Source organism: Brevundimonas sp. 374, assembly GCF_900102995.1.
GTDB classification, from domain to species: Bacteria; Pseudomonadota; Alphaproteobacteria; order Caulobacterales; family Caulobacteraceae; genus Brevundimonas; species Brevundimonas vesicularis_C.
Map to the genome: position 1 here is coordinate 109,788 of NZ_FNKT01000005.1, position 20,161 is coordinate 129,948.

The following is a 20,161-nucleotide window of genomic DNA, read 5'->3' on the forward strand; positions in this document are numbered from 1 at the left end:
TTGCGGTCTATCTACCTAAAGCTTTGCGGCAGGTGACGGACGCTCTCAGTTACCCTATGCCTGCACGCACAACAACAAGGTACGACGCCGTCGCCAATGCCGGTTATTTTCCCTGTCATCATGTGCGGCGGTTCCGGCACGCGTTTGTGGCCCGCGTCGCGACCGTCGCGCCCAAAGCAGTTCATTCCATTGTCAGGCAATCGGTCCCTGTTTCAGGAGACCGTCGAGCGCGTCATCGACCTGGCCGGCTCGAAGGGCAGGCTGATCGTCATTGGCGGCGCTGCGCATCGACAGACGATTTGCGAACAGTTGAAAGAGCTGGGGCGCGACGCAACCATCCTTTTGGAGCCCGAAGCGCGAGAGTCCGCCGCCGCCATGGCCGCCGCCGCCATCTGGACCAAACGACAGCATCCTGATGCGGTGAATTTGTTTGTCGCGTCCGATCACCACATCCCAGACGGCGACGCGTTTCGCGCTGCAGTTCTCACGGCAAGCGAGGCCGCACATACCGGCCGCATCGTCACGTTTGGCGTCGTGCCTTCCGGCCCCTCGTCGGCCTATGGGTACATTGCCCCCCGCAGCGAGGGGTTGGCGGAGGTCAAGGCCTTCGTCGAGAAGCCCGACCTCGTCACCGCGGAACGCTACATCGCCGAGGGGTATCTGTGGAACAGCGGCAACTTTGTCGTCCGCGCCGATGTGCTTCAAGACGAGCTACGCCAGGCCACCGCAGGCCTGATCGAGGCCGTTTCTGATGCGCTCGATTCTTCGCTCTCGGACGGCGGCGCGATCCTCTTGGGCCGCAGGTTCGGCGATGCGCCGAAGATCTCCATCGATTACGCCGTCATGGAAACGACTCGGCGCGCCGCCGTCCTTCCAGTTGCGTTCGATTGGTCGGACCTCGGCGCCTGGGACGCCGTTCACCGGTCGGGTGAGGGCGACGTCGGCCTGCATGTGTTCGAGGACGCCGAGAACTGCCTGGTCCGGGCCTGCGACGGCGTCCTGGTCGCCGCCGTCGGCGTGTCCGATCTCGCCATCGTGGTCGAACGGGACGCGGTATTGGTTACCGATCTGGCGCGAAGCCAGGACGTGCGAAAGATCGTAAGTCGATTGGAAGGGCTGTCGCCGCGCCATCTCGACTTCCCGCAGACGCCCCAGGAAACGCTTGAGCAGGGCGCGACGCGCTTCGCGGCGTGGGTGCGGCAAACGGCGCTGCCGACCTGGTGCACCTTGGGCCAGAACGCCGAGGGCGGCTTCGAGGAGTTGCTGGCCCAGGACGGGCGGCGACTTCCGGCCTCACGACGCGCCGTCGTGCAGGCGCGCCAACTCCAAGTCTATTCTGCAGCAGGTCGTCTCGGCTGGCCAGGGCCTTGGAGCAGTGTGGTCACATCAGGCTTGGCCTGGACTGAGCAGCGCCTCATGAAGGCTGACGGGCGGCTGCGGACCCGGCTGTCTGTCTCCGGCACGCCCGAAGACGATACGACGACCATCTATGATCAGGCCTTCCTTCTCTTCGCCCTGGCCGACATTTCGATCGCCGTGCCCGCGGCATCCGTCGAGGATCAGGCGGCCCAAATCCGCGATCAGGTGGTGGCTTCCATGGACGCTGACGGTGGTGTCGTGGAAACTGGCGACCATCCCTATCAAGCTAACGCGCACATGCATCTGCTAGAAGCGGCGCTCGCGTGGGAGGACGCAGGAGGCGACTCGTGCTGGGCAGGGCTTTCGGATCGGATCGTCGCCTTGGCGCGCAAACGGTTCATCGATGCCGACACCGGCACGATCCGAGAATTCTTCTCTTCCGACTGGTCTCCGGCAGCCGGCGGCGACGGTTCGCTGATAGAGCCCGGTCATCAGTTTGAATGGGCCTGGCTTCTGGCTCGTTACGCTAGAGCCCGCGCCGACGCTGAGACACTCGAGGTGGCTTGGCGACTGTTCGAGGCTGGCCTGAACGGTGTCGATCCCTCGCGGGGGGTGGCGATCGATGCGATGGATATCGACGGCTCGATCCGAAGCGCGCGGGCGCGCCTGTGGCCGCAGACGGAATGGCTGAAGGCCGCCCTGATCCTGGCGTCGTCTTCAGACGACGGTCGACGCGATCTGTGCCTGATGCAAGCCGCCAAAGCGCAGCGCGCCCTCTGGCGTTACCTGACGCCCGTCGGTCTGTGGCGCGACAAAATGCTGGAGAGCGGCGATTTCATCGACGAGCCAGCGCCTGCCAGTTCTCTCTACCACATCATGGCCGCCTACAGTCAGGTCAGGGCCACGCTAGGCGCCCTGCGCCCTGATCTTGCCTCTTCGCTGGATCTGTAATCAGAGCTCTCGACATCCGTCTCGCCTTCGTCATGCGAACCGTCTAGAAGTTCCGCCCTTACTCAACGGCTCAGGGTCCGCCCGCCTCAATGCGCATCGTTTTGGCCACCGACGCCTGGGAACCTCAGGTCAATGGCGTCGTCCGCACCCTGACGCGCACCGTCGCGGAATGCCGCGGCATGGGCCATGAGGTCGAGGTCATCGAACCCAGTCTGTTCAAGACCATCCCCTGCCCGACTTATCCGGAGATCCGGCTGGCGCTTGGGGCGGAAGAAGAAATCCGCGAGATGCTGCGCGCCTTCGAACCCGAGGCTGTCCATATCGCCACCGAAGGTCCCATTGGCATCGCCACGCGACGCATCTGCGTGGAGTGGAAGCTGCCGTTTACGACCAGCTACCACACCAAATTCCCCGAATATGTCTCGGCGCGTTTCCCGATCCCGGTTCAGGTCGGCTACGCCTATATGAAATGGTTCCACAAGCCGTCGGGACGGCTGATGGTGGCGACGCCGACCCTGCGCGACGAACTGGTCGAGCATGGATTCAAGAACGTCTCGCCCTGGTCGCGGGGCGTGGACACGGAGGTGTTCAATCCCGACCTGGAGCGCATCTACGACGAGCTTGGCGGCAAGGACTGGCCGCGCCCCTTCTTCCTGAACGTAGGCCGTGTGGCGGTCGAGAAGAACATCGAGGCCTTCCTGCAACTCGACCTGCCCGGCACCAAGATCGTCGTGGGCGATGGCCCGGCCCGCGCCGAGCTCGAAGAAAAATATCCGGATGCCAAGTTCCTCGGGGCCAAATTCGGCGACGACCTGGCCCGCTGTTTCCGCGACGCCGACGTTTTCGTCTTCCCCAGTTGGACCGACACCTTCGGTCTGGTGATTCTGGAAGCGATGGCCGCCGGTACGCCGGTCGCGGCCTATCCGGCTCACGGCCCGATCGACATCATTCCCGGATCGAACGCAGGCGCAATCGACAAGGACCTCAAGACCGCCTGCCTGCAGTGCCTCGATCTCGACCGTAAGGCTGTGCGGGCCTATGCGGAAAAGTTCAGCTGGCGGGCCTCGGCCGAGCAGTTCGTTGAGAACCTTCAGCCTTATCCCGAACCTGAGCGCGGCCGCTTCTGGCGTCGCCTGCGGCGCATCGCTCGGATTCGCAAACGCGCCGCCGCCTGAGCCAATCAGAATGCTCAAGCCCAGGCAGGACCTGAAGCCGAATACCGCAGATTACGAAACCCTGGCCTTCGTGAAACCGACAGGCTTTCGCGAATACGACGCGCGCTGGATCCTGGAAAAAGAGATCAACCTCCTCGGCATCCAGGCCCTAGGTCTCGGTCTGGCCACCTATGTCCACGAGATCGGCGTCGCGCCCAAGATCGTCACCGGTCATGACTTCCGCGGGTATAGCCTCAGCGTCAAACAGGCGTTGATCCTGGGGCTGCTGGAAGGCGGGATGGAGGTTCTGGACGTGGGCCTGGCCTTGTCGCCGATGGCCTATTTCGGCCAGTTCGAACTGGATGCGCCCTGCGTCGCCATGGTCACCGCCAGCCACAACGAGAATGGCTGGACAGGGGTGAAGATGGGGGCGAACAAGCCTCTGACCTTCGGCCCCGAAGAAATGAGCCGACTGAAAGAGATCGTTCTGAACGGCGAGGGCGTGGCCCGGTCAGGCGGCAAGCTGGTGCGGGTCGAAGATTTCCGCGAAACCTATATCGCCGACGTGGCCTCCACGGTGCAGATCAAGCGTCCCCTAAAGGTCGTCTGCGCCTGCGGCAACGGCACGGCTGGCGCCTTCGCCCCCGATGCTTTGCGCCGCATGGGCGTTGAGGTGATCGAGATGGACACCGACCTCGACTACACCTTCCCCAAATACAATCCGAACCCGGAAGATCACGCCATGCTGGTGCAGATGTCCCAGCGCGTCCGTGAGACGGGCGCCGATCTGGCCCTGGGCTTCGACGGCGACGGCGACCGCTGCGGCGTGGTGGACGACACGGGGGAGGAAATTTTCGCCGACAAGATCGGTCTGATGCTGGCCCGCGACCTGTCCAAGGTCTATCCAGACAGCATCTTCGTCGTCGATGTGAAGTCGACCGGCCTCTACAAGACCGATGAAATCCTCAAGGCCAATGGCGCCGAGGTGGTCTATTGGAAGACGGGCCACTCCTACATCAAGCGCAAGACCGCCGAACTGGGGGCCCTGGCCGGGTTCGAGAAGTCGGGCCACTTCTTCATGGCTGGCGATCTGGGCCACGGCTACGACGACGGTCTGGTCGCGGCCGGCGCAGTGCTGGCCATGCTGGATCGCAATCCGGACAAGAAACTCAGTGAACTGAAGACTGCCCTGCCGGACGCCTGGACCAGCCTGACCATGTCGCCCCACTGCGACGACGAGCTCAAGTACGGCGTGCTGGAGCGGATCGTGAAGGAATATTCCGATCTGGCCGCAGCAGGCGGCGAAATCCTGGGCCGCAAGATCGTCGAGGCCATCACCGTCAACGGCGTCCGCGTCCATCTGGATGACGGCTCATGGGTCCTGGTCCGCGCCTCGTCCAACAAGCCGGAACTGGTCGTGGTGGTCGAGAGCATGCGGTCAGAAGACGATATGCGCGACCTGTTCCGCAAAGAGATCAAGCCGCGCCTGGCCGCCTATCCAGAAATCGGCGCCTTCAACCAGGAAATCTGAAAGATCACAGCGGACTGAACCAATCGCGCCCGTGACCGCTTCCCTCTCGGCTGAGGCCAGGAGGGAAAGATTGCCGCGTTACTTTTTCCATACCCAGAACGGAGATTGCATCCGCGACGATCAGGGCGAGGAACTGAGGAGCGTTGATGCAGCCCGCGAGGAAGCCGTCGCCGTGCTGGGCGAAATCCTGCGCTATCGGGGCGCATCGTTCTGGACGACCCGCGCCTTCAGCGTCATCGTCACGGACACCGAGGGTCGAACGGTCGTCAGCGTCACGGCGTCCGCATCCGATCAGGCGCCCGAGGGCTGGACATTGACGGGGGACGCGTGATGACCAAGGGTGGCAGCGTCTCAAAGATCACCACGCTGGTCGATAAGTTGTCGCTTCGAGACCGGCTCAGTCCCGAAGAGATCGAGGCGTTGAGCGCTGTGCTCGATGCGCCCAAAACCATCTCCGCCGGCTCCGATATCGTGCGCGAGCACACCCGCCCGCTGCACAGCACCCTTCTGATTTCTGGCTTTTCCGCGCGGTATTCCACGCTGGAGGACGGGGCGCGTCAGATCACCGAAATCAATGTGTCGGGCGACTTCATCGACCTGCACAGCCTGTTGATGAAGCAGATGGATCACGGTGTCGTCGCCCTGACCGACTGTGTGATCGCAGAGGCGCCACACAGCGGCTTGATCGACATCACCGAACGACATCCACACCTGGGCCGGCTGCTTTGGCTGGACACCATCATCGACGCCGCCATCCACCGACAATGGCTGGTGGCCATGGGCCGACGGAGCGGTCTGGGCCATCTGGCGCATCTGGTGTGCGAGCTTTACCTGCGGCTCCAGGCCGTCGGCCAGACAGGCGATCTCACCTTCGAACTTCCGCTGACGCAAACGACGCTGGGTGATGCGCTGGGCCTCTCGACCGTCCATGTCAGCCGCCTGATTTCCGAGCTTCGCAGCGAGGGGGTCGTCGCTTGGGCGGGCGGGCGCATCGATATTCTCGACTGGCGTCGCTTGGCCGAGATCGCTGAATTCGACCCCACCTATCTGCGCTTGCAATCAGAGCCCGTCTGATCGCTTAACGCATGTTATCGCACAGAACGGCGATCGGCCGTCTAGACAGGGCATGTCCCAGTCGAACCTCGCGCACGCCCTGTTGTCTGCCCTTGCAGTTCAGGGCCTGGACGAAGGCGATGCTTTCTTCGCCGAGGCTGGCGCACGAACCTCAACCACACAGAATGGCGAAGCTGTCGTCACGCTGATTTTGTCAGGCGTCCTGGCGCGTATCGGGGTCGACGGCACTCTGTCGCATGGGCTGTCGTCCAGCGACGACGTGATCAACTTCGACGCTGCATTGGGCGGGGGTGGGCCAGAGTCGGCCGTTTGGTTGACGACCGGACGATACCTGATCGTCTCCGCTCGCAAGCTGGCGCAGAAGATCGATCGCGGCAGTCTGGTCGAGATGGCGTTGACGGATCTTCGCCGTCGCAACATCGCCCTTCAGGCTGAGCTTTCGCGCCACGCCACACTGAAAGTCAGCCAGCGCCTAGCCGCCCTATTGCTCGACGTTCACGACCGAAAGGGAGGCGACGTCCTGGCCCTTCGTCAAACCGAGCTTTCGCATCTGATGGCTGTGCGACGCGCCAGCATATCGACCGCCTGCACCGAACTATGCGCCGCTGGCGCCGTGCGGCTGCGGCGCGGCGCGATCCAGATCACCGATGCAGACGCCCTGCGGCGGATGACGGACGAGGCCTATTCGACCGTGACGGATTTGGCCAGGTTGCGGGGCTGATCCACGTCGGTGCCCTTCTGAACGGCTGTGTAGTAGGCCAGAAGTTGCACCGGCACGGCATAGACCAGAGGCGCGATCAGCGGGTGGCAGTCGGGGGCGTGGATGCGGCGAATGCCGGCGCCGTGCGGATCGGGCGCCTTTTCCGGCGCGATCATGATGACCGGGCCGCCCCGCGCGGCGACCTCCTGGAGGTTGGACGCAGTCTTTTCGAACACTTCGTCGAGCGGAGCCAGGGCGATGGTCGGGGTCTCTTCATCGATCAGGGCGATGGGGCCGTGCTTCAGCTCGCCGGCGGCATAGCCCTCGGCGTGGATATAGCTGATCTCCTTCAGCTTCAGCGCGCCTTCCATGGCCAGCGGGAACATGGCGCCCCGGCCCAGGAACAACACGTCGTCGGCCTTTGACAGATCGTGGGTCACGGCGCGGATGCTGTCGCCCATCGTCAGGGCCTCGGCGATCAGGCGCGGGCTTTCGAACAGAGCTTTGACCAGTTCGGCCTCGGTCGCAGCATCGATCCGGCCGCGCGCCACGCCAGCCGCCACGGCCAAGGCCAGCAGGGCCGCGACCTGGGCGGTGAAGGCCTTGGTAGAGGCGACGCCGATCTCGGGTCCGGCATGGGTGGGCCACAGGACGGCGGCTTCGCGCGCCATCGAGGACGAGTGAACATTGACGACGGCGGCGGTCTGCAACCCTTGCGCCTTGCACCAGGTCAGGCTGGCCAGGGTGTCGGCGGTCTCGCCCGACTGGCTGACGGCGACCGCCAGCGTCTTGGGCGACACGGCAGGCGAGCGATAGCGGAACTCGGACGCGATCTCGACGTCGCAGGGCAGGCCGGCCAGCTTCTCGAACGCATAACGGCCGATCTGGCCGGCGTAAAAGGCCGTGCCGCAGGCGACGATTTGGATGCGTTCGATGGCGGCGAAATCGACGGGATTGGTCTTGGCCTTGCCCGTCACCAAGTCGAGATATTCCGACAGGGTGTGCTGGACGCTGTCGGGCTGTTCATGGATTTCCTTCTCCATGAAGTGGCGATATTCGCCCTTCTCGACCATGGCCGATGAGGCCGAGACCTGGACGATGGCGCGTTCGACCGGCTTGCCCGCCACGTCGAACATCTGGGCGCCGGCCTTGGTCATGGCGACGTAATCGCCCTCTTCCAGATAGGAAATCTTCTGCGTGAACGGACCGACGGCCAGCGCGTCCGAGCCCAGATACATTTCGTCCTCGCCCCAGCCGACCACCAAGGGGCTGCCGCGTCGCGCGCCCAGGATCAGGTCGTCCGTCCCGTCGATCAGCACCGCCAGCGCATAGGCGCCGGTCAGGCGATCCAGAGTGGTCTTGAACGCCTCCAGCGGCGCGCGACCCGTATTCAATTCGGCATCCAGCAGGTGGGCGATGACCTCGGTGTCGGTCTGGCTTTCAAAGACATGGCCTTCGGCGGCCAGCTCGGCTTTTAGCTCGGCGAAGTTTTCGATGATGCCGTTATGGACCAGGGTGACACGACCGGCCTTGTGTGGGTGGGCGTTGGCGGTCGTGGGCGCGCCGTGCGTGGCCCAGCGCGTATGGCCGATGCCGACCGTTGCCGTCATCGGCTCCTCGGCCAGGACGGCTTCCAGATTGCGGATCTTTCCTTTGGCGCGGCGGCGCTCGACCGAGCCGTCCACAACGGCGGCGACGCCGGCGGAATCATAGCCGCGGTACTCCAGCCGTTTCAGGCTGTCGATCAGCCGGGGAACGACAGGACCATTGCCGGTGACGCCGATGATGCCGCACATGAGCGAAGGCTCCGAGAAGTCAGGAAAAGGGCGCCGCTTTGCACTGGCGGCGATCCGGGGCTAAGCCACACATCAAGCCCCATCGGCCGTCTATGCAATCTTAAGGCGGGCCGCATCAAAAAAGGGGTTTCGGAACGTTACCCGAAACAAAGGACCAGGCCTTGGGCGACAGAAAATATTTCGGCACCGACGGCATTCGCGGACGCGCCAACACCTATCCGATGACGGCCGAGGTCGCGTTGCGCGTGGGTCTGGCCGCCGGGAAACTGTTTCGCACAGACGACGACCGCCGCCATCTGGTGGTGATCGGCAAGGATACGCGTCTGTCCGGCTATACGATCGAGCCGGCGCTGGTGGCCGGGTTTGCTTCGGTCGGAATGGACGTGCGCACCTTCGGACCCGTGCCGACGCCGGGCGTGGCCATGCTGACCCGCTCGATGCGGGCCGATCTGGGCGTGATGATCTCGGCCTCGCACAACGACTATGCCGACAACGGCATCAAGCTGTTCGGGCCGGACGGTTACAAGCTGTCGGACGAGATCGAGCTGAAGATCGAGGCCATGATGGACCAAGGCCTGGACCAGGGCCTGGCGCCGTCGAACAAGCTGGGCCGGGTCAAACGCATCGACGACGCCCAGGCCCGCTATATCGAGATCGCCAAACAGGCCTTCCCCAAGCGGCTGACGCTGCAAGGGCTGCGCATCGCCGTCGATTGCGCCAACGGCGCCGGCTACAAGGTCGCGCCCACCACCCTGTTCGAACTGGGCGCCGAGGTCTTCCCCGTGGGCGTGACCCCGAACGGGACAAACATCAACGCCGAGTGCGGCTCGACCCATCCGGCGACCCTGGCCGATGCGGTCAAACGCTACCGCGCCGATATCGGCATCGCCCTGGACGGCGACGCTGATCGACTGATCATCTGCGACGAGACGGGTCGGGTGGTGGACGGCGATCAGATCATGGCCCTGGTCGGGCTGGACTGGGCCAGGCGCGGCCTCCTGACCGGGGGCGGCGTGGTGGCCACCGTCATGTCCAACCTGGGACTGGAGCGTAAACTGAAGGCCGAAGGCCTGACGCTGGAGCGGACCAAGGTCGGCGACCGCTATGTCATGGAAAGGATGCGCGAAGGCGGCTTCAACATCGGCGGCGAACAGTCGGGCCACATCATCCTGCACGACCATGCCACGACCGGCGACGGCCTGATGGCGGCGCTGCAGGTACTGGCCGTCCTGGTGGAATCCGGCAAGCCGATGAGCGAACTGGCCCGCCAGTTCGAGCCCGTGCCGCAAAAGCTGGAGAACGTCCGCTTCACGGCCGACAAGCCGCTGGAGACCGACACGGTCAAGGCCGCCATCGCCGAGGCCGAAGCGGCCCTGAGCGGTCAGGGACGGCTGCTGGTGCGCCCGTCGGGCACGGAAAAGCTGATCCGCGTCATGGCCGAGGGCGACGACGAGGCGCTGGTCAAGCGGGTGGTGTCTGAAGTTGCTGCGGCAGTGAAAACAGCAGGGTGAGACCTGCAACACAATAATACGCATCTGCGCGGCGTGTGCGCGCAACTTCACGGTTCACAGCGTCTGCGTTTTCGATAGACTCACCTAATGCGGTCCGATCTGGAACATCTGCCGGAGCGTCAGCAGCGTGAACTTCAACGCGTTCGCGACATCCTGCTTGCTGGATTTGAGGCGGCCAGGACAAGCGGCGGCGGCGCCAACTCTGGTTGGCGACGCGGCGGCCAGATCCTCAAGATCATCCTGTTCGGGTCCTACGCACGAGCGGACTGGGTGGACGAACCAGAGAATGGCTATCTCTCGGACTTCGACCTCCTGATCGTGGTCAACCACGAGAAGCTGACGAACATCGCCGACTACTGGTGGAATTCCGAGGACGAGATCCTTCGTGACCCGGCCATCGGGCGAACCGTCAATCTCATTGTCCACGATCTTCAAGACGTGAACGACGCCCTGCGGCGAGGAGAGTACTTCTGGACCGATATCGTCCGCGACGGCGTCGCCCTCTACGAGATTCCCGGCCATGCCTTCGCTCCGCCACAGCTGATGACGGCGCAGGCCGCTGGCGAAATGGCAAAACGCCATTTTGAAGTTAAGTCGGCAGACCTCAGGCGGTGGATCGATACGGCTGAATACCAAACTGGAAAGGCTGCCGCGGACGAAGGCTTCCGGAAGCTGGCCGCCTTCAGCCTGCATCAGGCTGTTGAGACCGCCTACGCCTGCTTCCTACTCGTCCACACCCTCTATTTTCCGCGCTCCCATAACATTAAGTTCCTCCGCTCGCTCGCCGAGGCCGTGGACGTAGGGCTGGTTGAGGCCTGGCCGCGTGAAAGCCGCTTCGATCGCCGCCGGTTCGAACTGCTGAAGAGGGCCTATGTCGAAGCCCGCTACAGCGATCAGTACGACGCCTCGGCCGAGGATCTGGAATGGCTGATGGCCAGGGCGAAACACCTGCGTGATCGGGTCGCAGAATCAAGCCGGGCGCGCGTCGAGGACCTACGGCTGAAAGCGGAAAGCTCGAGATAGGTCGCAGCCTTGGAAGTCAGAGATGCAACTACGGCAGTCGAACACGAAGACCGTCTTCTGAACCGAAAGGAAGCGTCACGTGAACTCGCCGCTCTGGGAGTCCAACTCGCGCCTTCGACTTTAGCAAAAATGCTATGCCTTGGTTTGGATGGTCCGCCTTACATCCACATTCGTAAGCGCCCTTATTATCCCAGGCTTCAACTTCGAGCTTGGGCCAGGCTTCAGGTCAGCGAGGTGCGTTACTCATCGCGCGAGCTTCGCACCCCCCAGAAGGGCAGAGCCTAGAAGGACAGCGCGGCGCTGACTGTACGCCCTTTGAAGGGTGCATATTGGCAAGCGAGGGCCACGAAGCCTGCGTATCTCGTTGGGTCAAGGCCTGGGGCATATTGCATCGCCGCCCGCCTCTGCCGACTGCAACTTGAACAGAAGGCTCCCAGAAGGGATCTCAAGTTGTCGGTTTATGGGTTCGTCCGGATAAGCTAGCATCCAGACGCCCGGGCGGCCCCCGCGCATGTCCAGGCTTCGGCTAAAGGCGGCGGCGCGTGGCTCAACCATGTTCTCAACGCCCGGCGCATGACCAAGACGCAAGCGAAGGTCGAGCGGGTATCGCGCCACACTTGCCAACGGCGAGTGAATGATTCATCCTGGAGGTGCGTCGCACAGCGGCGTCGAGGCGTGAGAACCTCGGTTGAGAACAACCCGCAGCCTGCGCTTGTACGCCCACGGGGGCTGCAGCGCGCCGCGCCCTTTGCGCTTGCCTCGACCTAGGCTCGGCTCCGTCAATCCAGACGGGCGGTCTCGCTGATCGGAGGCGAATTCGTGACGTCTGGTGGTCGACAGTCTAAAACCGTGCCGGCGCTTTCTACCGGAAGCGACGCCGAGACCCTTTTCGCTACCCACGGCGCATGGTTGCTCGGCTCGTTGCGACATCGGTATGGCGCCGACCTCGCCGAAGACCTCCTTCAGGACACCTATTTCAATATCCTGCGACAGAAGCGTCCTGTCGAAATCCGTAAACCAAAGGCCTTTCTGCTCCAAGTCGCCCGCAATCTGTTCGTGAGCCGTTACCGCCGCGATCGCCGGCGAGAGGAACTGGACGCATGGCAGTCGCTTCCCACCACCCAGGCCGCAGCACAGGACGCATCCCTGCTCTTGAAGGAAGTCGTGCTGGGCCTTCCGCAACCGCTTCGCGACGTCTTCCTGCTCAGCCGTTTCGGCGGCATGACCAACCAGGAAATCGCCAATCATCTCGGCATCCGGCTGAAAACAGTCGAATGGCGGATGACCAAGGCTCTAGCCCAATGTGCGGCACAGCTGCGCGATTGAGGCCGGGGATCGAGGCTCCCCCCGCCGTATACTTGGACTTCGCGAGCGCGTCCCGAAGCTGACGATAGGAACTCAACCCAACCCCCGCGGATCCCGTGCAAGTAGGCTAAAGCTCTAGTCCCAAACCCCGGCCCCGCTCTCCGAATCGAAACTCCACACGCCCCGCCTGCAGAACCGCGGTGAGAGCTTGGCCACGGCAGGCCTCCAACCCGGCGCGCCACGGCGCTAGCGTTACGACAGAGCGGCTTTCGACCGCCGCATAGGTTCGGCCGCCCATGTGAACGCTATCGTTGTAGACGCCTGAGAAGGGCTGTCCCTCTTCGGCCTTTACGACCAACTTCTCGTCCTTCCCAAGCCTCTTGAACTGCGCGTCGATCTCCATTTTCCAGAGGGCGAGCATGTCCTTATCGGTCAGCTTTGAGCCATCGCCGATCCCCCACCCCCTGCGAGTCTCCGCCCGTTCCTGTCCCAACCTTCTGGCTTCATCCGCCATAGACCCCAAGCCGGGATCAGGTTCGAGGCCGCCGGCCACCCGGTCCAGCCAGGTGACGCCCCGCGCTTCGGTCTGGAGGTGTAGAGGCCTGACGTCGAGCACGCGGACGTCCACATCGGCAGGACCATGTCGCGCCTGATCCGCCGCCAACGCCCGCGAGATGTAGTCGGGTGGAATGGCGAACCGGCCGTCGCCCCGAGGCTCGACAGCGCCTTGAAGGCGCATGGCTTCCAGCCGTCGAAGATGGCGCTCGATGAAAACAGGCCGATCTTCGGGCCGGACCACGAGATGATCAACCTTAGAGTAAACGCCATTCCTCAGTTGCGCGATCTGAGCGATGGTCCGGTCTGAAGCCCTCGCCCTCCACGGCCTTCCCCGCAGTTCGATAAGGGCCCGCTCGGGTACGCGATCCAGGATCATAACGCGATCCAATGACGCCAGCCTGACATGCCCCAGACGACCATCCATGGTCTCAAGCACGAGCAACTGGGCCGCCTTCTTGTGCCACTTGAGCGGCTGAACGCCGGCGTAAGCGCCAACGATCACCTCGCCTTCCGAGAGGCTCAGCGGTTCAAGGCGATGCGTCTGCCCGCCCCAGAAGCCGCCCCATATGGCGCGCGTTGCGGCGGCTTCACGCGCCTCCTGTTCGCCGACAATTCGCAGGATGTCCCGCAGGTTTTCCGGAAGAGTCCAACGGCATTGGCTGTCTTGGGTAGCCCATCCGCGACGCTCAAGATGGACCAGGCGGCGCTGTGCGTTGGCGCGTTCTCCGCTGTCCAGACCCTCGAGGTTGATCCATCCGTCGTCATGCCGTCGCAGAAGCGTGTCGTCCATCGCGGTCAGCCGGTCCGCCGTCAGATCGCGGGAGGAAGCCGTCCGGTCGGATCTCGGGCCCAGGATCTCGGTCGCCAGGGCTTCGCACCGGCCGCGCAGCCCATGCGCCGCATAACCGCGGTTGAAGACAAGGTCGCGCCCATCGTCCCGCACACCGCGTAGGATGATGTGGAGATGGGGACGTCCGGTGTCGAAGTGCGCAACGGCAAGCCATTCGAGCGGCGTGCCGGTGTCGATCTTAATCTGCTTCATCATCCGCCGTGCGAACGACCTGACGTCCGCGAGCTCTTGTCCGTCTTCCGGATTCACGACAATCCGATAATGACGGCGGTCGTCGGCCCACCGATCGACCTGCGCCCTGGCGTCAGGCCGGTCCTCCAGCGGCCCGAAGAAAGCGGCTCTCGCCCCGTCCTCGCCCGCGCCCTCCCGTCCGAAGTACCGCACGCAGGCTTTCAACGACGCGCGCGCGTTCGGCGTCTTCATAACAGCCTTGACCCTGACGAAGACACGTCGTGACGGCCCGGCGCCCCGGAAGGCCGGCCGGACCCGCTTGGCGACCGTCTTGGCGGCAAAGTGTCGTGTCCGCGCTCTGGAGGGCATCGACGCTGTCGCGCGTCCGGGGAGGAGACCAGTCCCGTGGGGATAGTGATCTCGGTGCGCCGTCATTGACGGACGGAATGGGAAATCGTCTGAATCGTGAGGCTTGGCCATGGGGAACCGTCGTCATCGACCGGCTTGTCCGGAAACCGCCCACCGGTCGCCGAGCAGGTTTGCGAATAAAATCGCGCCTGTCCCGTTTTGAGTTGTTCCGTCCGATTGACGGCGTTTGATCAGCTTTGATCCGGGTGCATCACGATCCATCGTGTCCGCGGAAAGGACCTGAGTGCTTCTGATAACCGCCCATTACATCCTCTTCGCCGCCGCACGTCAGCCCGCCAGTTCGAGCCCGTGCCCCAAAAGCTGGAGAACGTCCGCTTCACCGCCGACAAGCCGCTGGAGACCGACACGGTCAAGGCCGCCATCGCCGAGGCCGAGGCGGCGCTGAGCGGTCAGGGACGGCTGCTGGTGCGCCCGTCGGGCACGGAAAAGCTGATCCGCGTCATGGCCGAGGGCGACGACGAGGCGCTGGTCAAGCGGGTGGTGGCCGATGTGGCGGGCGCGGTGCGCTCAGCCTAGGGTTTGCACGCCGCCGGCGGATCGCCGTCGCGCGCCCACAGCTTGCAGGACCGGTCGATCTCCCCCTGGATCAGATCGCAGGGGTTGGCGGCGTTGCAGGGCGGGCGGGTCGCCGGGCTGACCTGAATGCAGCGCTCGACCAGGCGGGCCGAGGCGGCGGCGCCGATGGCCTCGCGGCAAGGGACCTCGCTGACCGGAACCGGCTGAGCGGGCATGTCTGGACCCTCGGGAATGCTGGCCTCGACGTCCTCGGCCGGTTTGGTCGCTTCCTTCTCCGCGGCCGCCGGCTTGGCGGGCGGGGCGGGCGGCGGGGCGTCGGGCGCCAGTGGAACCGCGTCGATGACATTGCTGCTTGCCGCCGTGTCTCCGGACGCAGGCTGATCGGCTGGATCAGCGCGCTGACATCCGGCCATCAACACAACGCAGGCGGCCATCGAAAGCCAGGGGGATCGACGCATCGACTTGTCTCCGGTCAGGACTGACCGGACGAGGATGCCCGTCCGCGCCCCGAGGTGAAACCCCCTACCGCTTCACCGCCGCCAGGGCCGCCTTCTGCAGGGCGAACAGTTCGGTGCAGCCGATCTCGGCCAGCGAGAAGAGCCGGTCGAACTCGGCGCGTGAGAAGCCGCGCTTCTCGCCCGTGGCCTGGACCTCGACGATCTGGCCCGAGCCGGTCAGGACGAAGTTCGAATCCGCCTCGGCCTCGGAATCCTCTTCGTAATCCAGGTCCAGCACCGGCACGCCGTCGCAGACGCCGCACGACACGGCCGCCACCTGATCCGTGATCGGATCGGCCTTAAGCACGCCCTCGTCGCGCAGATAGTTCAGGGCCAGGCTCATGGCGACCCAGGCGCCGGTGATCGACGCCGTGCGGGTGCCGCCGTCGGCCTGAATGACGTCGCAGTCGATCAACACCTGGCGTTCCCCCAAGGCCTTGAGGTCCACCACGGCGCGCAGGGAGCGGCCGATCAACCGCTGAATCTCTTGCGTGCGGCCGGACTGTTTGCCGGCGGCGGCCTCACGACGCCCGCGCGTGTGAGTGGCACGGGGCAGCATGCCGTATTCGGCCGTCACCCATCCCTGGCCCGTGTTGCGCATCCAGCCCGGCACCTTGTCCTCGATCGAGGCGGTCACCAGCACCTTGGTGTTGCCGAAGCTGATCAGGCACGAGCCCTCAGCATACCGGTTGACGCCGGTCTCGATGGTCACGGGACGCAGTTGATCGTCGGTGCGTTGCGAATGGCGCATGGGAGGGATCCTTGGAAGTCTGACCTTGGAAGCTGTGGCGGCGGTGCTTATCCTGAAACCGTGAGCCTGTATGCCCCGAAAAACCCGCCGTTCGACGCCGGCCCATCCCCGAATCTGGCCCTCGCGGGTCTGGCGGGGCTGGATGCGCGGGCGCGCGACATCTTCCGTCGCATCGTGGAAAGCTATCTGGAGACCGGCGAGCCGGTCGGGTCTCGGACCCTGTCGCTGGGCGGCATCGCCCTATCGCCTGCCTCGATCCGCAACACCATGCAGGATCTGACCCTCGCGGGCCTGCTGGCGGCGCCCCACACCTCGGCCGGGCGCATCCCGACCCATGCAGGCCTTCGCCTGTTCGTCGACGGCCTGCTGGAAGTCGGCGACCTGACCAAGGACGAGCGTCGCGAGATCGACGGGCGGCTCGCCGGGCGCGGCCGGAACTTCGAGGCGGCGCTGGATGAGGCCTCGAACCTGCTGTCGGGCCTAGCCGGCGGCGCAGGCGTTGTCTCCAGCCCGGTGCGTGATTCCGGCGTCAAACATGTCGAGTTCGTCGCCCTGGGCGGAGACCAGGCGCTGGCCGTCATCGTCGCTGACGACGGCACGGTCGAAAACCGCATCATGACCCTGTCGGCCGGCGTCACGCCTTCGACCCTGGTCGAGGCCTCCAACTTCTTGAACGCCCGCCTGCGCGGTCGCCCCTTCGCCGACGCCAAGCGAGAGATGACCCATGAGTTGGAAATCGCACGGCGTGAACTGGACCAGACCGCCGCCCGCCTGGTCGAGGACGGATTCGCTGCGTGGTCCGGCGGCCAGGATCGCGAGCGGGCCCTGATCGTGCGGGGTCGCGCCAACTTGCTTCAGGACCGGGAAGGCCTAGCCGATCTGGAGCGGGTCCGCGTCCTTTTCGATGATCTGGAGCAGAAGGAACAGCTGATCGGCCTGCTGGACGGCGTCGATGCAGCCCAAGGCGTGCGCATTTTCATCGGCGCCGAGACACGGTTGTTTTCACTTTCGGGTTCCGCCGTGATCGCGGCGCCCTATATGAGCGGCCGACAGCGGGTTCTGGGCGCAATCGGCGTCATAGGCCCCGCAAGACTGAACTACGCCCGTGTCATTCCGTTGGTGGACTATACCGCCCGGGTGCTGGGCCGGATGCTGGACGGGAACGACAAGTGAGCGACAAGCCCCTTAACGACGAACTGAACGCCGTGGACGCCGACATGGCCGAAACCAACGCCGAACACGGCCTGGACGCCCATCCGTCAGAGGATCTGGCGCCGCTGGACGCGGTGATCGCCGAACGTGACGAATGGAAGGACCGCGCCCTGCGCGTCGCCGCCGAGATGGAGAATCTGAAGCGCCGTTCGGAGACGCAGCAGAACGACGCCCGCGCCTTCGCCATCCAGCGCTTCGCCAAGGACCTGTTGGGCGTCGCCGACAATCTGGAGCGCGCCCTGATGGCGGCGCCCAAGGACGCCGAGGGCGCCACGGCCGGTCTGGTGACCGGGCTGGAACTGACGCAGAAGGCCCTGCTGCAAGCCTTTGACGCCAACGGCCTGAAGCGCGTGGCGCCGCAGGCCGGCGAGGCGTTCAACCCGCATCTGCATCAGGCGATGATGGAACAGCCGTCCGAGACCGTGCCCGGCGGATCGGTGATCCAGACCATGCAGTCCGGCTTCGAACTATTCGGTCGCACCGTCCGTCCCGCCATGGTGGTCGTCGCCGCCAAGGGGTCCGGCGCCCAGGCTCCCAACCCGTATGGCGCCGCCCCCGCCGCCGACGGTCAGGCCTTCGACGGCAAGGCCTGATCCGCAGTGGTCAGGCGGCGTCGGTCAGAACTGACGCCGCCAGGCTCCGATCAAGGCGAACTCCGGCGGCGCGTCTGCGACGTGACGCGGCTCGCGACTGGCGACCGCCTGAAGCGTCATGCTGGATCCGTCCCACAGCTGACGTTCGCCCCCAAGGATGAAGTCGATCTGACGCCCGCTGGGCGTCGCCGAGAAGCTGCGGCGCGAATAGGTCAGCGGATCGAAATATTCGACCGGAACATCCGCCAGCATGGCCGAGAAGGTTCCGCGCTCTATCCTGAGCGGTTGAGCCAGGGTGAAGCTGATCCGGTCGCAGATCATCGAACAGCCCGTCAGCAGGCCCAGCCGCCAGTTCGAACTGATCGCCGCCTGATCCATCGACAGGAAACGACCCTCGATCCGAGTCGACCCCATGCCCGCCTCGCCGATCAGGCGCAGGCCCGGCCGCAGCGTCCAGTCGCCGCCGAGCGCATAGAAGCTGGTCCGTGACGGCAGGGCGAAGTCGGACCCGCCCGGCAGGAAGGCGCCCAAGGGTCCAAGCCGTTCATCCAGAGCGCCGACGCTGAACGACAGACCGCCGTCCGCTCCGCGCCATCCGATCGCCGCGCGACTATAGGTCGAGGCGTCCTGCTCGACACGACGCAGCGGCATCCGGCGATCGCCGCCCCCGCTTTCGCCAGAAACCGTCACCGCGCCGAACCGCAGGGCGCCGCGCACGGCGTGGTCGGCCTGGGCCAGGGCGGCGAAACCGTCGCCCGCTGCGCCGTTGAACGGTGATGTCGCCCCGCCCTTGCCTTGCCAGACCGAAAAATTCATACGGCCCGTGGCGACGTCAAGCATCGCCTCCTGACGCGGCTCGTCCCCCATCCAGGGTGCGTTATAGAGATCATGACGAGGCGCGATCGGCTCGGGGCGGGCGCTGGGCTGAGCCGCGATCAGGTTCAATCGACCGCCGCCCGGCAGGGCCAGGGTGCTTGTCGCCGTGGTGTTCTGCTCGAACGGCGCCGCCTGATAGGACCGGCTGGGCGCAGTCGGATAGGCGCCGCCCAGTTGGACGGCGAACATGCGATCGTAGGCGTCGTAAAGCACCGTATTCAGCGCCGTCTGGCGACCGAAAGCGTCCCCGAACGCCGCGCCGACGAAGCTGCCCGGTTCGCTCATGCTGACGATGGAGCTTCCGTCGGCCATCGGCGTCGAGGTCGTTCCGACCGGTCTGAACGCGCCCGCCATATCCAGCAGGCCGCGCCCATAAACGATGTCCGTGCCGGGATCGCCGGCGTCGCGTGCGGTCGTCAGCAAGAGATCCAGCGCCGCACGCGCCGTCAGATTGGGGAAGGCCTGCATCAGCAAGGCGAGCGCGCCGGAGACATGCGGCGCCGAGAAGGATGTGCCGTTGACGCGCCAGCACGACGTGCCCTCACACCCGGTGATCACATCCTCGCCCGGCGCAGAAATATAGCCGACCGCCGTATCCCCTGCCCGGTTCGAGAAGCTGGACATCGCATCGGTCGCGCCGTGCGATCCGACCGCGATGACGCTGCCGGCGAACCGCGGGTCAATGGCGTAACGCGCGGGCCAGCCCGGATTGGCGTTTCCGTCATTGCCTGACGAAGCCACGATCACGGCGCCCGAGTTGACGGCTCGCAGCAGCGCCGCCTCGAACGCTGAGCCCAGCCGCCCATCGCCGCCCAGCGACATGTTGATGATCTTGACGCCATTGGCGACGGCGTAATCCAGCGCGCGCACCAGATCCGAACTGCTGAAACAGACGTCCGTATTCTTGTCCGTGCAGTCCGAGATATCGGTGCGGATCGACAGGATGGTCGAGTTGTACGCCACCCCGATCGTACCGAACCCGTTGAAGTTCGAGGCGATCACGCCCGACACGCGCGTGCCGTGGCTGCTTGACGCCACATAGGGCGTATTGCGCCCCACGACGACGTCCGTCGAGGCGCTGGAGATACGCCCCTCCAACTCGGGCAAGGTATTGGCGATGCCGGAGTCGACGACGGCGACGGTGACGCCGGCTCCGGTCGCCCCGGCCTGCCAAGCGGATTGGACCTTCATATTGGCCAGGCCGTAGTTCCGCAGATACTCGCTCGACGTCACCGAAGGAGGCGGAGGCGGAGGCGGAGGCGGCGGAGGCGGTGGTGGTGGGGGGGGAGGAGGCGGGGGCGGTG

At 64.8% G+C, this 20,161-nt stretch carries 16 protein-coding genes and 1 pseudogene; 12 read left to right on the forward strand and 5 right to left on the reverse strand.

From position 1 onward, the window contains the following. Positions 1 to 96: 96 nt before the first annotated feature. The 6 genes from BLR19_RS12665 to BLR19_RS12690 all read left to right on the forward strand — a co-directional run bounded on the left by BLR19_RS12665 (position 97) and on the right by BLR19_RS12690 (position 6,790). A complete protein-coding gene (locus BLR19_RS12665) occupies positions 97 to 2,310 on the forward strand; it encodes an AGE family epimerase/isomerase (RefSeq protein ID WP_255366651.1) in 2,214 nt (737 codons plus the stop codon). Positions 2,311 to 2,399: 89 nt separating this feature from the next. Next, positions 2,400 to 3,485 carry a glycosyltransferase family 4 protein gene (locus BLR19_RS12670; RefSeq protein WP_091751642.1) on the forward strand — a complete coding sequence of 362 codons (1,086 nt, stop codon included), beginning with the start codon at positions 2,400 to 2,402 and terminating at the stop codon, positions 3,483 to 3,485. A 10-nt stretch (positions 3,486 to 3,495) separates the two neighbouring features. Further along, a complete protein-coding gene (locus BLR19_RS12675) occupies positions 3,496 to 4,995 on the forward strand; it encodes a phosphomannomutase/phosphoglucomutase (protein ID WP_091751645.1) in 1,500 nt (499 codons plus the stop codon). 70 nt (positions 4,996 to 5,065) lie between these two features. Next, positions 5,066 to 5,326 carry a DUF6894 family protein gene (locus tag BLR19_RS12680; protein WP_066628951.1) on the forward strand — a complete coding sequence of 87 codons (261 nt, stop codon included), beginning with the start codon at positions 5,066 to 5,068 and terminating at the stop codon, positions 5,324 to 5,326. Then, complete coding sequence (locus tag BLR19_RS12685; RefSeq protein ID WP_091751648.1) at positions 5,326 to 6,069, forward strand: Crp/Fnr family transcriptional regulator; 744 nt, start codon at positions 5,326 to 5,328, stop codon at positions 6,067 to 6,069. Before BLR19_RS12680 ends, BLR19_RS12685 begins: the two co-directional genes overlap by 1 nt. A 52-nt stretch (positions 6,070 to 6,121) precedes the next feature. Further along, positions 6,122 to 6,790: a Crp/Fnr family transcriptional regulator gene (locus tag BLR19_RS12690; RefSeq protein ID WP_091751651.1), complete on the forward strand. Its 669-nt coding sequence runs from the start codon at positions 6,122 to 6,124 to the stop codon at positions 6,788 to 6,790. Here the strand turns inward: BLR19_RS12690 and glmS are convergent. Then, a complete protein-coding gene (glmS, locus tag BLR19_RS12695) occupies positions 6,751 to 8,565 on the reverse strand; it encodes a glutamine--fructose-6-phosphate transaminase (isomerizing) (protein WP_091751654.1) in 1,815 nt (604 codons plus the stop codon). The two genes, BLR19_RS12690 and glmS, sit on opposite strands and share 40 nt — an antisense overlap. Positions 8,566 to 8,726: 161 nt before the next feature. Between glmS and glmM the strand changes: the two genes are divergently transcribed. From glmM to BLR19_RS12715, 3 genes are all read left to right on the forward strand, one after another. After that, entirely contained in the window at positions 8,727 to 10,076 is a 1,350-nt protein-coding gene (gene glmM / locus BLR19_RS12700; RefSeq protein ID WP_091751657.1) for a phosphoglucosamine mutase, read from the forward strand. Between the two features lie 87 nt (positions 10,077 to 10,163). After that, positions 10,164 to 11,099, forward strand: a complete 936-nt coding sequence (locus tag BLR19_RS12705) for a HEPN domain-containing protein (RefSeq protein WP_066553366.1) — start codon at positions 10,164 to 10,166, stop codon at positions 11,097 to 11,099. Positions 11,100 to 11,918: 819 nt separating this feature from the next. Then, a complete protein-coding gene (locus tag BLR19_RS12715; protein WP_176758348.1) occupies positions 11,919 to 12,425 on the forward strand; it encodes an RNA polymerase sigma factor in 507 nt (168 codons plus the stop codon). A 106-nt stretch (positions 12,426 to 12,531) separates the two neighbouring features. On the opposite strand, the gene BLR19_RS12720 is transcribed toward BLR19_RS12715, so the two are convergent. Then, positions 12,532 to 14,235 (reverse strand): DUF3363 domain-containing protein, encoded by a 1,704-nt coding sequence (locus BLR19_RS12720; RefSeq protein ID WP_176758349.1) that lies wholly within the window; start codon positions 14,233 to 14,235, stop codon positions 12,532 to 12,534. A 447-nt stretch (positions 14,236 to 14,682) separates the two neighbouring features. On the opposite strand from BLR19_RS12720, the pseudogene BLR19_RS12725 reads away from it, so the two are divergent. Further along, positions 14,683 to 14,928: pseudogene (locus tag BLR19_RS12725) on the forward strand (phosphoglucosamine mutase); the annotation flags it as partial. On the opposite strand, the gene BLR19_RS12730 reads toward BLR19_RS12725, so the two are convergent. Next, a complete protein-coding gene (locus tag BLR19_RS12730) occupies positions 14,925 to 15,386 on the reverse strand; it encodes a hypothetical protein (RefSeq protein ID WP_143007384.1) in 462 nt (153 codons plus the stop codon). The pseudogene BLR19_RS12725 and the gene BLR19_RS12730 overlap by 4 nt on opposite strands. A 64-nt stretch (positions 15,387 to 15,450) precedes the next feature. Next, positions 15,451 to 16,176 carry a ribonuclease PH gene (gene rph / locus BLR19_RS12735; RefSeq protein WP_055754224.1) on the reverse strand — a complete coding sequence of 242 codons (726 nt, stop codon included), beginning with the start codon at positions 16,174 to 16,176 and terminating at the stop codon, positions 15,451 to 15,453. A 114-nt stretch (positions 16,177 to 16,290) separates the two neighbouring features. On the opposite strand from rph, the gene hrcA reads away from it, so the two are divergent. Both hrcA and grpE read left to right on the forward strand, forming a co-directional pair. Next, a complete protein-coding gene (gene hrcA / locus BLR19_RS12740; RefSeq protein WP_091751751.1) occupies positions 16,291 to 17,349 on the forward strand; it encodes a heat-inducible transcriptional repressor HrcA in 1,059 nt (352 codons plus the stop codon). Between the two features lie 44 nt (positions 17,350 to 17,393). Further along, positions 17,394 to 17,981 (forward strand): nucleotide exchange factor GrpE, encoded by a 588-nt coding sequence (gene grpE / locus BLR19_RS12745; RefSeq protein ID WP_369818860.1) that lies wholly within the window; start codon positions 17,394 to 17,396, stop codon positions 17,979 to 17,981. A gap of 24 nt (positions 17,982 to 18,005) precedes the next feature. Here the strand turns inward: grpE and BLR19_RS12750 are convergent, their stop codons facing one another. After that, the gene (locus BLR19_RS12750) at positions 18,006 to 20,090 is read right to left on the reverse strand and encodes a S8 family peptidase (RefSeq protein WP_255366654.1); all 2,085 of its coding nucleotides are present in this window, start codon (positions 20,088 to 20,090) and stop codon (positions 18,006 to 18,008) included. Positions 20,091 to 20,161 lie beyond the last annotated feature (71 nt).